The organism is Pseudomonas fluorescens (assembly GCF_902497895.1).
Taxonomy (GTDB): Bacteria; Pseudomonadota; Gammaproteobacteria; order Pseudomonadales; family Pseudomonadaceae; genus Aquipseudomonas; species Aquipseudomonas fluorescens_BP.
On sequence record NZ_CABVHQ010000002.1, the window covers coordinates 13640 to 29820 of the forward strand.

The window sequence follows — 16181 nt, forward strand, 5'->3', positions numbered from 1 at the left end:
CATCGCCGGCTTCTTCACTAAATCAGGTTCAATCGAGAGTGGAGCCGCTCACCGGCACACCACGCTCAGGGAAGAATAACCGTTGCAGCTCCGCACCCGGACTCTCGGCGCGCATGAACGCTTCGCCGACCAGGAACGAATACACGTCGCTGATTTCCATCAGCTCGACATCGGCTCGATTGAGAATGCCACTCTCGGTGATTACCAGGCGATCCCGGGGGATACGCGGCAACAGGTCGAGGGTGGTTTCCAGGTTGACCTCGAAGGTGTGCAGGTTGCGGTTGTTGACGCCCACCAGTGGCGTGTCGAGGGTTTTCAAGGCCCGCTCCAGCTCGTCACCGTCATGCACTTCAACCAGTACATCAAGACCAACGCTCTTCGCCACGGCAGCCAGCTCGGCCATTTTCACGTCATCCAGCGCGGCGACGATCAATAGCACGCAATCGGCACCCAGCGCCCGGGCTTCGATGATCTGATAAGGGTCGACCATGAAATCCTTGCGAATCACCGGTAGCTTGCATGCCTCCCGCGCCTGTTGCAGGTAAGCATCGGCGCCCTGGAAGTAATCGATATCGGTCAGCACCGACAGACAGGTCGCACCGCCTTTCTCGTAGCTCCTGGCGATGTCTGCCGGGACGAAGTTCTCACGGATCACGCCTTTGCTGGGCGAGGCTTTTTTAATCTCGGCAATCACCGCCGGCTGCTTGAGCCTGGCCTGTTTGATCAGTGCCTCGGCGAAACCCCGCGGCGCATCGGCCAATGCCGCCAGACGCTGCAACTCCGCCAGGCTCACCCGGGCGCTGCGCTCGGCAACTTCCTCAGCCTTGCGCGCAAGAATCTTTTCCAGAACCGTCGCCACACTCATCCCTCATTCTCCACCTTGAATACCGCGGTAAACGCACCCAACTCTTCGAGCTTCTCCCGGGCCAGACCGGTGTGCAGTGCATCGTGAGCCAGGGCAACACCCTCTTTGAGGCTGCTCGCATGATCGGCGGCATACAGCGCCGCGCCAGCATTGAGCATGATCATTTCCGCGGCTTTCTGGCCGTACTCGGTTTTACGACGCCCCAAGGCATCGCGAATCAATTCAAGGGACGCCGCCGGGCTATCGACCACCAGGCCGAACAGACTCTGGCTCTTTACACCGAGGTCTTCAGGCTGGACCCAGTATTCAGTTATTGCGCCATCTTTCAGTTCGGCAACGAAAGTCGGAGCGGCGAGGCTGAATTCGTCCAGACCATCCTGGGAATGCACCACCAACACATGCTTGCTGCCCATCCGTTGCAGGACTTCGGCCAACGGACGGCACAACGCCTGAGTGAACACGCCCACCACTTGATGTTTCACACCGGCCGGATTGGTCAGCGGGCCAAGCATATTGAACAGCGTGCGCAAGCCCAGTTCGCGGCGCGGCCCGGCGGCGTACTTCATGGCACTGTGATGGGACTGCGCGAACATGAAGCCAATGCCGACGTTATCAATGCAACGGGCGACCTGGACCGGCGTCAGGTTCAGATAAATACCGGCAGCCTCCAGTAAATCGGCACTGCCGCTTTTACCAGACACCGCACGGTTGCCATGCTTGGCCACGGTGCAACCCGCCGCAGCGACCACAAACGAGGCCGCCGTGGATACGTTGAAAATGTTTGCGCCGTCACCGCCGGTACCCACCACATCGACTACGCCGTCGAGGGTTTTCAGTTCGACTTTATCGGCCAACTCACGCATGACCGAGACCGCACCGACAATTTCGTCGATGCTTTCGCTTTTCATGCGCATGGCCATCATAAAGGCGCCGATCTGCGCGTCGGTGCATTGCCCGGTCATGATTTCGCGCATGACATCGCGCATCTCATCAGTGCTCAGGTCCAGGTGGCCGACGATACGGCTCAGGGCAGTCTTGATATCCATGGAAAGTCCTTAGCGCGTGCCGCCGCTCTGTTTGAGGAAATTGGCGAACAGCTCGTGGCCCTGCTCGGTGAGGATCGACTCGGGGTGAAACTGCACACCCTCGATGTTCAGCGTTTTGTGACGAAGGCCCATGATCTCGTCAATGGAGCCATCTTCAAGTTGCGTCCAGGCGGTCAGCTCCAGACATTCGGGCAGGGTTTCGCGCTTGACGATCAGCGAGTGATACCGCGTAACCGTCAGCGGATGGTTCAAGCCTTCGAACACGCCCTTGTCCTCGTGAAATACCGGGCTAGTCTTACCGTGCATGACTTGACGGGCGCGTACCACGTCGCCGCCAAATGCCTGGCCGATAGACTGATGACCGAGGCATACACCCAGAATAGGTAACTTGCCAGCAAAGTGCTTGATGACTTCCAGGGAAACACCGGCTTCAGTCGGGGTGCACGGGCCTGGGGAAACGACGATGCGCTCAGGCTTGAGGGCTTCGATCTCGGCGATGGTGAGTTCATCGTTGCGCACAACCTTTACGTCCGAGCCCAGCTCGCCGAGGTACTGCACAACGTTATACGTAAAAGAGTCGTAGTTATCGATCATCAGCAACATGGGTTACAACCTCTTGAATTCACTGATTTTTAATACAGCCTTCAGATGATTTGCCCGCAGCGTCTCCCGCTCTGTCTATCGCTGGACTTGAACCAGCACAAGCGGTGTCTTACAGGGGCAAAGAAGGCAAATCGGTACAGGTCCGGCCGGGCCGGCAGAGAAATGTCAGGCGCGCCAACGCCAACGGGCGTGGGCCTTGACAACTCGCATCAAGAGTTTGCTGACGATCAACACGGGGAAGGTCTCATTCATAGATCCTGGCACAGTAACTTAGCTGAGCAGAGGGCGCAATATGGCGCAGCCCTGCTGCTTGATCAAAGAAGTGATGCGGCCATTAGCCATAGTTCAAGCGCAACAGTTTTTACCCTGTCGTTTCATTAACTACAACAATAGATAAACGGACTCGCTCATGATCAAACAGACGTTGTTCGTACCGCTCGCAGGCGCTCTTCTCTCCCTGGCCTGTGCCCAGGCGATAGCCGCCCCCTCCCCTTACTCAAACTTTGTGGTGTTTGGCGACAGCTTGAGCGACGCCGGACAGTTCACTGATCCGGGCGGCCCCGCCGGTGCAACTCAACGTTTTACCAACCGCACCGGCCCGCTCTATCTGGACGGCAGCGGTGAAATCCGCTCCGCCAATTCGACCCAGCTGCTCGGCGCAAAACTGGGGTTTTCACCTGACCAGGTGGCCGCCTCGACCTCGGCGGCCCGTGCCAGCCAAGGCCTGCCGGATGGCAATAACTGGGCGGTGGGTGGCTACCGTACCGATCAGATCCTCGACTCGATTACCAGCGAATCCAACACCGGCGAACGCAGTCGTCCGGGTTATCTGATAGCGAATAATCTGCGCGCCGATCCCAAGGCGTTGTATTACCTTTCCGGCGGCGGCAACGACTTCCTCCAAGGCCGGATTCTCAACGTCGACCAGGCCAACGCGGCAGCCGACCGACTGGTGGCTAGCGTCCGGGTCCTGCAACAGGCCGGCGCCAGGTATGTAATGGTCTGGTTGCTTCCCGACCTCGGCCTGACACCCGCTCTCAATGGCGGTCCGGCGCAGGCATTCGGCACCCAGGCCAGCGCAGCGTTCAACCAGCAACTGGTCACGCAACTGGCTCAGATCAACGCCGAAATCATCCCGCTCAACATCCCGCTGCTGTTGAGGGACACCGTCGCCGACCCCGCCCGATTCGGCCTGGCCGCGGACCAGAACCTCACCGCCACCTGCTTCAGCGGCAACGGTTGCCTCGAAAATGCTACCTATGGGATCAACAGCGCCAACCCCGATCCGACCAGGCTGATCTATAACGACTCGGTGCACCCCACCGAGGCGGGTCAGCGACTGATCGCCGACTACGCCTACTCTCTGCTGGCTGCACCATGGGAAATAACCCTGCTGCCAGAAATGGCTCAGGGCACTGTACGCGCCCATCAGGATGAACTGCGCAGCCAATGGTTGACTGACTGGGATAACTGGCAGGGTGTCGGCCAATGGCGGGCAATTGTGGCGGGCGGCGGGCAACGCCTGGATATCGACGAGCAAAACAGTGCCGCCAGTGCCGATGGTAGCGGTTATAACCTGACGCTCGGCGGCAGCTACCGGCTCACCGAGACATGGCGCCTGGGTGTCGCGACAGGTTTCTACCGCCAGGACCTTGAAGCAGGAGACCGCGATTCGGACTACAAACTCAACAGTTATCTGGGCACCGTTTTCGCCCAGTACCAACACCATCACTGGTGGGCTGATGCGGCGCTGACCGGCGGTCATCTGGACTACGACAATCTCGAACGCAAGTTTGCTCTGGGTATCAGCGAAGGCGCCGAGAAAGGCGATACCGATGGCTATCTCGGGGCCTTCAGCACCCGCTTGGGTTATGACTTCGCGCAACCGGGCAGCGCATGGCATTTGTCGCCCTTTATCAGCGCCGATTACGCGCGGGTTGAAGTCGACGGTTATTCAGAGAAAGGCGCCAACGCAACTTCGCTGGCCTACGACGACCAGACGCGCACATCCAAGCGTCTTGGCGCGGGCTTGCAGGGCAAATACCAGATCACCCGGCAAACCCAGGTGTTCGGCGAATACGCTTACGAACATGAGTATGAAGACGACACCCTGCACCTGAACATCGCGCTCAACAGTCTGCCTGATAACGATTTCACCCTGGAGGGCTATACCCCACAGAGCCATCTGAATCGCGTGAGCCTGGGGCTCAGCCATAAGTTGACGGCCGACCTGGCGTTACGCGGCGGGTATAGCATTCGCAAGGACGACGACTTTACCCAGCAGGGTGTGAGCCTTGGAGTTAGCCTGGATTTCTAGGTCTGGCGATCCAAAAGATCAAAAGATCAAAAGATCAAAAGATCGCAGCCTGCGGCAGCTCCTACGGGGATCGGGGGTACCTGACATTTCACGGGTGTACCCGGCTGGCGTAGCCTGCGATCTTTTCGGGGCAGCCTGGCGAGATTAAAAAACGCCGCCTCTTCACAGAGGCAGCGTTTTTTATTGGGGTAGTGTTATGGCGTTTGTTCGGCCAGGGCAACGGCACGGAACATGGCGCGGCGCTTGTTCAGCGTTTCTTCCCATTCCAGGGCCGGCACTGAGTCCGCGACGATGCCACCACCGGCCTGCACATGCAGTTCGCCGTTCTTGATCACTGCCGTGCGGATCGCAATGGCGGTATCCATGTTGCCGTTCCAGGCGAAATAACCCACTGCGCCGCCGTAGACGCCGCGCTTGACCGGTTCCAGTTCGTCGATGATTTCCATCGCGCGGATTTTCGGTGCGCCAGACAGGGTGCCCGCCGGCAGAATCGCCCGCAGTGCGTCCATGGCCGTCAGGCCGGCTTTCAATTGGCCGGTGACGTTGGAGACGATGTGCATCACGTTGGAGTAGCGTTCGATGACCATTTTCTCGGTGAGTTTCACCGAACCGATCTCCGACACCCGACCGGTATCGTTGCGACCCAGGTCAATCAGCATCAGGTGCTCGGCGATTTCCTTGTGATCGGACAGCAGGTCTTCTTCCAGCGCCAGATCGGCCTCTTCAGTGGCCCCGCGTGGACGGGTACCGGCAATGGGCCGCACGGTTATCAGATTGTCTTCGACCCGCACCAGCACTTCCGGCGAACTGCCGACGACATGGAAGTCGCCGAAGTTGAAGAAGTACATATAAGGCGTCGGGTTGAAACAGCGCAGCGCACGGTACAGATCGATCGGCGCCGCCTTGAAATCGATGGACATTCGTTGCGACGGCACCACCTGCATGCAGTCACCGGCAAGGATGTATTCCTTGATGGTGTCCACCGCCCGCTCGTAGTCGTCCTGGGTGAAACTCGAACGAAACACCGGATCAGCGGACTGTTGCTTGCTGAAGTCCAGACCGCGACGCGGGGTGATCGGCTGACGGAGTTTTTCCAGCAACGCTTCCAGTTGCGCCAGGCCATTCTCGTAGGCGTTTTCCTGGGAAGGATCGGCCAGGACAATCGCGTGCATTTTGCCGGCGAGGTTGTCGAACACCACCACCGCATCGGAAACCATCAGCAGAATGTCCGGCACACCCAGCGGATCCGGGTTTGGGCATTGACCCAGCCGCTTCTCCACATAACGCACGCAGTCATAGCCGAAGTAACCCACCAGCCCACCGTTGAAGCGCGGCAATCCGGCGATGGTCGGCACGTTGTAGCGCGCCTTGAAGGCTTCGACGAACGCCAGCGGGTCTTCGACCTGGTGGCTTTCGATCTCCACACCATCGTGGGTCACGCTGACCTGATGATCATGGACACGTAACACAGTGCGGCACGGCAGGCCGATGATCGAATAACGCCCCCACTTCTCACCGCCCTGCACCGACTCCAGCAGATAGGAGTTCGGTTGGTCGGCCAGTTTCAGGTAGATCGACAACGGCGTGTCGAAGTCTGCAAGGGTTTCACAGGCAAGCGGAATGCGGTTGTAGCCGGCAGCGGCCAAACGCAGGAATTCTTCACGGATCATGGGGAGCCTCGTGGCTTGAGCGTCTAACGGTCAGTTGTGCAAACGCGCCGGATAACCGGCCAGAATCAAGTCAGGCGCGCCAACGCCAGCGGGCCAGGGCCTTGATGACTTTCATCCAGAGCTTGCGAGTGACCACCACGATGGAATCTCTAGGAGGGGGTTGAGCAACGTCGGCCAACGTTATCCCAGCGGCAAGATCCAGGCAACCGGGAATTAGCGCGCGCATGTCATCGATTACCAGCGCCGGCGACTCTTCGGCTATCGGTCGGCCGTGGTTGTAGCCATAACTGAGTGCCACACACTTCACCCCCGCCGCTTTCGCCGCCAGCACATCGCTGCGCGAATCACCGACGAACAACGACTGGGACGCTGGCACATTGGCCATTTTCATCACGAAAAACAGCGCCGCCGGATCGGGTTTCTTCTGCGGCAGGGTGTCACCGCCAATGATCCAGCGAAAATACCGGCCAATCTTCATCTGATCCAGCAAGGGTGCGACAAACCGCTCGGGCTTGTTGGTGATCAGGGCCATTTCCACGCCCTGCTTGTGCAACCATTTCAGCGTGTCGCGCACCCCGGGATAGACCACGGTCAGCTCATGGCTCTGCGCATAGGCGTCCATGAAAAGCTCCAAAGCCTGCTCGGCTTCGGTATCGTCGACCGCTGAATGATCGAGACTTTCAGCCAGCGCGCGGCGAACCAGCACCGGCGCGCCGTTGCCGACCCATTTACGCACCGATTCGAGACCGGCGGGCGGGCGTCCGAGCTTGAGCAGCATGTTATCCACGGCCACCGCGAGATCAGGGACCGAATCGACCAGGGTGCCATCCAGATCGAACATCACCAGCCGCGGCAGACACCCGGGGAACAGTTGCTCAAAGCCACTCATGGGCGAGCCAGCGCCAGTTCGGAACGCATCTTTGCAATTACCTCCTGGTAATTCGGCGCATTGAAGATCGCCGAGCCGGCGACGAAGGTGTCAGCACCTGCTGCAGCGATTTCGCGAATGTTGTTCACATTGACCCCTCCGTCGATCTCCAGGCGGATATCGCGCCCCGACGCATCGATCATCGCCCGTACTTCGCGCAGTTTGTCGAGGGTCCCGGGAATGAACTTCTGCCCGCCAAAACCCGGGTTGACGCTCATCAGCAGAATCATGTCGACTTTGTCCATCACGTACTTGAGCACGTCCAGCGGGGTGGCCGGGTTGAACACCAGACCGGCCTTGCAACCGCCTTCGCGGATCATTTGCAGGGAACGGTCGACGTGCAGCGTGGCTTCCGGGTGGAAGGTGATGTACGTCGCACCGGCCTCGATAAAGTCGCCGATGATCCGATCCACCGGGCTGACCATCAAGTGCGCGTCGATTGGCGCGGTAATCCCGTATTTGCGCAGCGCGGAACAGACCATCGGGCCGATGGTCAGGTTCGGCACGTAGTGGTTGTCCATGACATCGAAGTGCACGATGTCGGCGCCAGCGGCGAGAACGTTGTCCACTTCCTCACCCAGACGGGCGAAGTCGGCGGAGAGAATCGACGGAGCAATAGCGAAGGGCTGCATGACGCACCTTGTTTGAGCAAAATCACGATGGCGCGCATTGTATACCGCATGCTTTCCAGCGCGCACTGTGACCTCGATGATTGGACTCTAATTGGCTGCGCGAGGCTGAACACGTAGGAGCTGCCGCAGGCTGCGATCTTTTTTCTCGATCTCGCTTGAATTTCAAGCGAAAGATCAAAAGATCGCAGCCTGCGGCAGCTCCTACGGGTATTGTGTTTCGCGTCAGACTTGGGCCGTACGCAGCTTCTCGCTACGCCCACGCAACCATTCCAGGGTCAGCAGCAAGATCACCGAAAAGGCAATCAGCAGGGTGGCCGCGGCGGCGATGGTCGGGCTGAGGTTTTCCCGGATGCCGCTGAACATCTGCCGAGGCAAGGTTGCCTGTTGGGGGCCGGCGAGGAACAACGTGACCACCACCTCATCGAACGACGTCGCAAAGGCAAACAGCGCCCCGGAAATCACCCCCGGCGCGATCAACGGCAAGGTCACACGGCGGAATGCCGTCAGCGGCGAAGCGCCAAGGCTGGCCGCGGCACGCACCAGGTTTTGATTGAAGCCTTGCAAAGTAGCCGACACGGTAATGATCACGAACGGCACGCCCAACACCGCATGCACGACGATCAGCGATAGATAGCTGTTGCCAAACCCCAGCGGAGCGAAGGTCAGGTAACTGGCCACGCCAATGATCACCACCGGCACCACCATCGGCGAAATCACCAGCGCCATTACCAACGGTTTGCCGGGGAAGTCGCCGCGAGTCAGGCCGATGGCCGCCAGCGTGCCGAAAATCATGGCGATTACAGTCGCCGCCGGGGCGACGATGAGGCTGTTCTTCAGGGAACGCATCCATTCGGCCGAGGCGAAGAAATCCTCGTACCAATGCAGCGAAAATCCTTGCAGGGGGTAGACCAGGAAGCTGCCGGAGTTGAACGACAACGGAATGATCACCAGCACCGGCAGAATCAGGAATAACAGGACCAGCCCGCAGAGAATACGCAAGCTGTAGAACCAGACCCGCTCAACGGGCGACATATAAGGGCTCAGCATTTCGATTCTCTCCTTAGCTCAGGCGCAGGCGACTGGCGCCCACCAGCCAGTTGTAAATCAGATAGAGCACGACGGTCGCCAACAGCAGCAGCCCACCCAGTGCAGTCGCCATCCCCCAGTTGATACTGGTGTTGGTGTAGAAGGCGACGAAGTAACTGACCATCTGATCGTTCGGGCTGCCGAGCAGCGCCGGGGTGATGTAGTAGCCAATCGCCAGAATGAACACCAACAGACAACCGGCGCCGACACCGGCATAGGTTTGCGGGAAGTACACCCGCCAGAAGCTGGCAAACGGATGGCAGCCGAGGGAAATCGCCGCTCGCATGTAGGTAGGCGAAATGCCTTTCATCACGCTATAGATCGGCAGAATCATGAACGGCAGCAGAATGTGCACCATGGAGATGTAAACCCCAGTGCGGTTGAACACCAGCTCCAGCGGTTGATCGATGATGCCCATGGCCATCAGGCCGCTGTTGATCAAGCCACCCGATTGCAGCAACACAATCCAGGCTGCAACCCGCACCAGAATCGAGGTCCAGAACGGCAGCAGCACCAGAATCATCAGCAGGTTGCTTTGACGCGACGGCAGGTTGGCCAGCAGGTAGGCCAATGGATAGGCCAGCACCAGGCAAATCGCGGTGATGATCAGGCCCATCCAGAAAGTGCGGGCGAAAATATCGAGGTAAATCGCCTGGTCTGGTGTGGCCGGGGCGACTTCACCCAGGTCGTCTATACGGTGATCGACGGCTGCCAACAGGTAATAAGGTGTCAGGTTGCTGGTATTGCGGCGGATCACCTGCCAGTACGCCGGGTCGCCCCAACGCTCATCGAGACTTTCCATTGCTTCTTTATAGGAGGCCGGTTCGGTCTTGAACGGCAGCGCTCGTGCGGTTTTGGTCAGCAGGCTGCGATAGCCGGCCAACTCCATGTTCAAGCGCTTGGACAGATCGCCCAAGGTTTGATTCTTGCGGGCTTCGGCCAGGTCTTCGCTGGCGGCCTTGTACACCGGCTCGGCCGGCAGGCCTCGTCCATCCCATGCAGCGACAGCTGCCACAGTGCGTGGCATACCGCCAACCACTTCCGGGTTAGCGACGCTTTTGTAGAGCAGCGCCACGATCGGCACCAGGAACACCAGCAACAAAAACAGCACCAAGGGCGCGATCAAGGCTTGTGCCTTCCAGCGGTTAAGCCGCTCGGCGCGTGCCAGTCGCTGCTTCAAGGTGGGGCTGGTGACCTCGTTCAGGGGAACGGTGATGGCCATAGCGAACTCCGGAAATCTTTGATCGTTACAGAGGGCGGCATCCGGCAACCGGAAGGCCGCCTCTGTTTATGTTTAAAACACACATCCCGTAGGAGCTGGCGCAGCCTGCGATCTTTTGAGGCCTGTGAGGGCGCCGAAGATCAAGATCAAAAGATCGCAGCCTGCGGCAGCTCCTACTTGGCCGCCCACGAGTTGAAGCGCTGCTCCAGTTGCTCGCCGTTGTCAGCCCAGAAGCTGACGTCGATCTGCACCTGGTTGGCGATGTTTTCCGGAGTAGTCGGCATGTCTTTCAGGACATCCTTGGACAACAGCGGAACGGCCTGGGTGTTGGCCGGGCCGTAAGCGATGTTTTCCGAGTAGGTCTTCTGCTGTTGCGGCATAACCGAGAAGGCGATGAATTTCTTCGCCGCTTCCGCGCGGGCTTTATCCAGGCCTTTTGGAATTGCCCATGCGTCGAAGTCGTAGATACCGCCGTTCCACACGACCTTCAGGTTGCTTTCTTTCTGCACGGCAGCAATCCGACCGTTGTAGGCCGAGCTCATTACGACGTCGCCGGAAGCCAGATACTGCGGCGGCTGGGCGCCCGCTTCCCACCACTGAATGCTTGGTTTGAGTTCATCGAGTTTCTTGAAGGCGCGATCCTGCCCGTCCTTGCCGGCCAGCACTTTGTAGACGTCTTTCGGCGCAACGCCATCAGCCATCAACGCGAATTCCAGGGTGTACTTGGCGCCTTTACGCAGGCCACGTTTACCCGGGAATTTCTTGGTATCCCAGAAATCCACCCAACCGGCCGGTGCACTCTTCAGCTTGTCGGCGTTGTAGGCCAGCACGGTCGACCACACGAAGAAGCCCACGCCGCAAGGCTGGATAGCGCCTTTGACGTAGTCCTCGTTCTTGCCGAACAGGGCCGGATCGAGTTGCTCGAACATGTCTTCGTCACAGCCGCGGGAGAGCTCTGGCGATTCCACTTCCACCAGGTCCCAGGACACGCTCTTGGTGTCGACCATGGCTTTGACCTTGGCCATCTCGCCGTTGTATTCGCCGGCGACGATCTTGCCGTTGCCCGCCGCTTCCCACGGTGCGTAGAAGGCTTTGACCTGAGCCGCCTTGTTCGCCCCGCCAAAGGACACCACGGTCAGGTCCGGGCCCGCAGCCATCGCGTGTGCCGCTCCCATCAGGCCCAGAGTCATAGCGGTGAATTTCAGGGATCTCAACATTTATTGTTCTCTCCACGTGCAGGGTTGGTGAAGCAAGGGGGCGATCAATTCGCCTCTAGAAGTGGGTCGAGCGCGCGAACGTGCTCGACCTGCCAGCCAAGCGGTACCACATCACCGACTGCCAAAGCCGGGTCCAGCTCGGCGATCGGTTGTTTCACAAAGAAATCGGTCTTGCCGCAGACTTCCAGGCGAACGCGGACGTGGTCGCCCAGATAGATGAACTCCTCCACCCTGCCCGAGAAGCGGTTGACGCAGGATTCGCTGGAGCCGTTCAGACTCACCCGCTCCGGACGAATCGACAGGGTCACTGGCTCGCCGGTCTTGCCGACATTCACCGCTAGCGCCTCGACCTTCTCGCCGCGACTGAGCTCGACCACGCAACGATCACCACTCTGACTGTGCAAGCGGCCATTGAGACGGTTGTTCTCACCGATGAAGTTGGCGACAAAGGTGTTCTTCGGTTCTTCGTAGAGGGTGCGTGGAGCCGCGATCTGCTGGATCTCGCCCTGATGGAATACCGCCACCCGGTCGGACATGGTCAGCGCTTCGCCCTGGTCATGGGTCACGTAAACCACTGTCAGGCCCAGGCGTTGATGCAGGTGCTTGATCTCCATCTGCATATGTTCACGCAGCTGTTTATCGAGGGCGCCGAGGGGTTCGTCCATCAGCACCAGTTGCGGTTCGAACACCAGCGCCCGGGCCAGGGCCACCCGCTGTTGCTGACCACCGGAAAGCTGCGCCGGGTAACGCTGGGCGAAGGCGTCGAGCTGAACCATGCTCAGCACGCGTTTTACCCGATCGCCGATATCGGTCTTGTTCAGGCCACGCACCGACAACGGGAACGCCAGGTTCTCGGCGACGGTCATGTGCGGGAACAGCGCATAGTTCTGGAACACCATGCCGATGTCGCGTTTGTGCGGCGGCACATTGTTGATCGAGCGCCCGGCCAGCAGGATTTCGCCGGCAGTCGGGGTCTCGAAGCCCGCCAGCATCATCAGGCTGGTGGTCTTGCCGGACCCGGAAGGCCCCAGCAGCGTGAGGAATTCGCCTTTGCGAATCTCCAGGTTGAGGTCTTTGACGATCAGATTCTCGCCGTCGTAGCTCTTTTGCACCCCACGAAAGCTGACCAGAACATCATTGGCCCCAGCACTTGAATTGACCTCGCTCATACCCACACCTTTTGTTTTGGACTGCCGTGGACTAAGCCTAGTGGAGGCTGGGGAGCACGCAAATCGGGGGGTATGAGAGATTCGCCTAGGCCGGAGGGAAAGTTCGGGGTAGGGATTGCCCTACAAGGATGGCGGGATTGGAGAGGAGCAGCGGCAAGTTTCAAGCTGCAAGCCTCAAGAACAGGCAAAGGCGCGCTGGCAGGTATGTCGCAAATGGATATGCCGGCACGATCCCCGTAGGAGCTGCCGCAGGCTGCGATCTTTTTCCCCCAGGCGCCGCGAAAGCAAAAGCAAGATCAAAAGATCGCAGCCTTCGGCAGCTCCTACAGAGGGACCGGGTTGTGTCAGAGGAGCTTGTGTTCCATCGCGTATTTCACCAATTCCGCAAGGGACGTGATGTTGAGTTTCTGCATCAGCCGCGCCTTGTGGGTGCTGATGGTCTTGCTGCTCAACGCCAGTTGCTGGGCGATGTCATTGACGTTCGCGCCCTGGGCCAGGCGTTCGAATACCGAAAATTCGCGCTCCGAGAGCAACGAGTGCAACGGCCGCGAATCGGTCAGACCGACTTCGAAGACCATCCGGTCAGCCAGGTCAGGGTCGATATAACGCCCCCCGGCCGCGACTTTACGGATCGCCGTCAACAGCAGCGCCGGATCGCTGTCCTTGGTGGCATAACCGGCGGCGCCGACCTTCAACGCCCGCGCGGCCATTTGCGCTTCGTCGTGCATCGACAGCACCAGAATCGCCGGAGGATTGTTCAGCGCGCGAATCCGCGGGATCGCCTCCAGGCCGTTGACACCGGGCATGGAGATATCCAGCAACACCACTTCACAAGGAATATGTCGCAAGACGTCCAATAGCTGCTCGCCATTGCTCGCCTCGCCCACCACCAGCAAATCCTTGGCCAGACCGATCAACTGCTTGATGCCTTCGCGAACGATGGTGTGGTCTTCAGCTACCAGTACACGGATCACGCCTCTCTCCTAATCCAGCGGCACTCGCACGCTCAACGTCGTGCCTTCGCCCAGTTCACTTTCCAGCGACAGACTGCCGCCCATGATCAACACCCGCTCGCGCATGCCGACCACACCAAACGAAGTCGACCGGCCAGTGGTCGGGACGAAGCCCTGACCATCGTCGCTGACCGTCAGGCATAAATCATCGCCTTCCAAGGTCAGGCTAAGTTCCACAGTATGCGCCTGAGCATGGCGCATGACATTGGTCAGCGCCTCCTGCAGGATCCGAAACAAACCAATGGCCTTGGCGTCGCTGAGGGCCGGCAGGTTGTCCGGCACCTGTACCAGGCACGGGATCTGCGTGCGCGCCTCGAAACGTCGCGCCTGCCACTCGATGGCCGAAGCGATCCCCGCATCGAGAATCGGTGGCCGCAGTGCCGTGGCAACATCGCGCACCAGCTGGAATAACTGGGCGATCAGGCGTTTCATGCTGTTGAGCCGTTCGTTCAAGCCCGGATCAAGCTGCGCGTAAGCCAGCTCGCACATCGAGGTTTCCAGCTTGAGCACGGTCAACATCTGCCCCAGCTCATCGTGAACTTCCCGGGCGATACGAGCCTTTTCCTCTTCCCGCACGCTTTCCAGGTGAGCGGACAACTCGCGCAACTGCTCGCGGGAACTGGCCAACTCCAGTTCGATACGCTTGCTTTCGCTGATGTCCCAGACAATCCCGTCCCAGACCACCGCGCCGTCCTCCAGACGCCGAGTGATTGCCTTGATCTCCGCCCAGCGCTGCTCACCCTGGCGGGTCACGATGCGTCCTTGCCAGGACCAGTCTTTGTCGGTATCCAGGGCCTGATCCTGGGTCTGGTGGTAGCTGGCCTTGTCGTCCGGGTGGACCAGGCTGCGCAAACCTTTGTCGCGTTGACTGAGTGTCGCCGGGGAATAACCCACCAGGCTTTCACTGCCTTCACTGATATAGGCGAAGTCGATCTGCCCGGTGACTGGTGCCCGCTCCAGACGAAACACCAGCCCCGGGACATTCGCGGCGATGCCTTGCAGGCGCGCCTCGCTTTCCTGCAAGGCGGCCAGGGCCCGACGACGCTCGGTGACATCGTTGAGATAGACCACCAGGTACTCACCATCGCGAAAGCGCATGAAACTCAGCGATACGTCAGTGGGCAGAATACTGCCGTCGGCCCGCACGCAGTGGGTCTCAAAACTCTGTGGTCCTTCCTCACTGGCGCGGGCGCGCTTCCACAGGGTCAGCCAGCGGTCCATGTTCAAGCCAGGTTCGAAGTCGATCAAGGGTCGGTCGATGACGCCACCCGGGGCATAACCGAGCATCGATTCTGCGGCCCGATTGGCATAACGGACATGACTGTCCCAGTTGACCCAGAGGATGCCCACCGTGCTTTGATCAATGGAAAACTGCGTCAGGCGCAAGGCTTCTTCGCTGGCCTCGCGCTGGGCGATGTCTTCCCTGGCGGCCAGCAACCGCTGCTCAAGGCTGCTTTGCTGGCGGCGCTGCCAGGCGACGATGGCCATGCAGCTGAACAACAACACCGCCAGCAACAGACAGAGGTTCTGCCAAAAGCCTCGCGACTCGACCAGGCGTGGATACTTGGGTTGCAGCCAGCGATTGTGCAGCTGTTCCAGATCCTTCGCCGCAATGGCATGCAGCGCCCTTTCAACGATCCCTGCCAGCTCGGGCCAATCACGTCGTGTAGCGATCCGCAGCAATTGCGGCAGACCGATATCACCGACCACCACCAGATCGGCGAATTCCGTCTCGGCGGACAAGCGACCGAGCTGCGCTTCATCAACCACCGCATATCGGGCCTGCTGGCTCAACAGCAGTTGCAGCGCCTGGCGCTCCAGGGGGACACCTTGCAGATTGAGATTGGCGTAGGTACTGCGCAGATAATCGGCGACTGTACTGGGCATGCGCACCGCGACACGGGTCTGGCTATCGAGCCGTTCCAGCTCAACCGCGCCGGCCTCCTTCTGAGCGCTGACGATCAGCTGCGGAACACGCATATAGGGATCGGAGAACTGCCAGAGTTTCAACCCCGTGGGGGTTTGACTCAGGCCTGGGGCGATGTCGACTTCACCCTTGCGCACAGCGGCTTCCAACTGGGCCTGATCGGCAAAGTTATGCCATCTGAGCTCGACCTGAAGGGCTTTGGCCAGCCATTGCATCAGCTCGACGTTGGCCCCGGACAAGCGCTGCAAGCGGCGATCGAACTGGGCATATGGCGCTTGCAGCACCAGCCCTACCCGCAATTCGGGGTGTTGCTCGAGCCAGCGACGCTGTTCGGCATTCAACTGCGCGACAGGAACATGGGGCGCAGGCGCAGGCGTTGCTGCTGCCATCAAGGGCAGGCAAAAACAGCCGATAACCAACAGGCAGCGAAAACGCATCATCTGAAGTCTCACACCCTGACAAATACTGACTAACCCATTAGGCTGC

Annotated in this window: 13 protein-coding genes; 1 reads left to right on the top strand and 12 read right to left on the bottom strand. The window is 59.5% G+C overall.

Annotated elements, in window-relative coordinates; genetic code table 11:
• Positions 1–28: 28 nt before the first annotated feature.
• The 3 genes from trpC to F8N21_RS01180 are packed head-to-tail and all read right to left on the bottom strand — an operon-like array spanning position 29 to position 2514.
• A complete protein-coding gene (trpC, locus tag F8N21_RS01170) occupies positions 29–865 on the bottom strand; it encodes an indole-3-glycerol phosphate synthase TrpC (RefSeq protein WP_150640361.1) in 837 nt (278 codons plus the stop codon).
• A complete protein-coding gene (gene trpD / locus F8N21_RS01175; RefSeq protein WP_150640362.1) occupies positions 862–1911 on the bottom strand; it encodes an anthranilate phosphoribosyltransferase in 1050 nt (349 codons plus the stop codon). Before trpD ends, trpC begins: the two co-directional genes overlap by 4 nt.
• 9 nt (positions 1912–1920) lie before the next feature.
• Complete coding sequence (locus F8N21_RS01180; protein WP_150640363.1) at positions 1921–2514, bottom strand: aminodeoxychorismate/anthranilate synthase component II; 594 nt, start codon at positions 2512–2514, stop codon at positions 1921–1923.
• Between the two features lie 409 nt (positions 2515–2923).
• Between F8N21_RS01180 and estP the strand changes: the two genes are divergently transcribed.
• The gene (gene estP / locus F8N21_RS01185; RefSeq protein WP_150640364.1) at positions 2924–4831 is read left to right on the top strand and encodes an esterase EstP; all 1908 of its coding nucleotides are present in this window, start codon (positions 2924–2926) and stop codon (positions 4829–4831) included.
• Between the two features lie 194 nt (positions 4832–5025).
• Here estP and trpE read toward each other — a convergent pair whose 3' ends face one another.
• From trpE to F8N21_RS01230, 9 genes are all read right to left on the bottom strand, one after another.
• Entirely contained in the window at positions 5026–6501 is a 1476-nt protein-coding gene (gene trpE / locus F8N21_RS01190) for an anthranilate synthase component I (protein WP_150640365.1), read from the bottom strand.
• A gap of 70 nt (positions 6502–6571) precedes the next feature.
• Positions 6572–7390, bottom strand: coding sequence for a phosphoglycolate phosphatase (locus tag F8N21_RS01195; protein WP_150640366.1), 819 nt, complete (start codon positions 7388–7390; stop codon positions 6572–6574).
• Complete coding sequence (gene rpe / locus F8N21_RS01200; RefSeq protein ID WP_150640367.1) at positions 7387–8061, bottom strand: ribulose-phosphate 3-epimerase; 675 nt, start codon at positions 8059–8061, stop codon at positions 7387–7389. Before rpe ends, F8N21_RS01195 begins: the two co-directional genes overlap by 4 nt.
• 222 nt (positions 8062–8283) lie before the next feature.
• A complete protein-coding gene (locus tag F8N21_RS01205) occupies positions 8284–9108 on the bottom strand; it encodes an ABC transporter permease (RefSeq protein WP_150640368.1) in 825 nt (274 codons plus the stop codon).
• Positions 9109–9121: 13 nt separating this feature from the next.
• Entirely contained in the window at positions 9122–10369 is a 1248-nt protein-coding gene (locus F8N21_RS01210; protein ID WP_150640369.1) for an ABC transporter permease, read from the bottom strand.
• Between the two features lie 173 nt (positions 10370–10542).
• Entirely contained in the window at positions 10543–11586 is a 1044-nt protein-coding gene (locus F8N21_RS01215; protein ID WP_150640370.1) for an ABC transporter substrate-binding protein, read from the bottom strand.
• A gap of 44 nt (positions 11587–11630) precedes the next feature.
• Positions 11631–12755 carry an ABC transporter ATP-binding protein gene (locus F8N21_RS01220; RefSeq protein WP_150640371.1) on the bottom strand — a complete coding sequence of 375 codons (1125 nt, stop codon included), beginning with the start codon at positions 12753–12755 and terminating at the stop codon, positions 11631–11633.
• Positions 12756–13099: 344 nt separating this feature from the next.
• Positions 13100–13729 carry a response regulator transcription factor gene (locus F8N21_RS01225; RefSeq protein ID WP_150640372.1) on the bottom strand — a complete coding sequence of 210 codons (630 nt, stop codon included), beginning with the start codon at positions 13727–13729 and terminating at the stop codon, positions 13100–13102.
• Between the two features lie 9 nt (positions 13730–13738).
• Positions 13739–16135: a PAS domain S-box protein gene (locus tag F8N21_RS01230; RefSeq protein ID WP_150640373.1), complete on the bottom strand. Its 2397-nt coding sequence runs from the start codon at positions 16133–16135 to the stop codon at positions 13739–13741.
• Between the last annotated feature and the right edge of the window lie 46 nt (positions 16136–16181).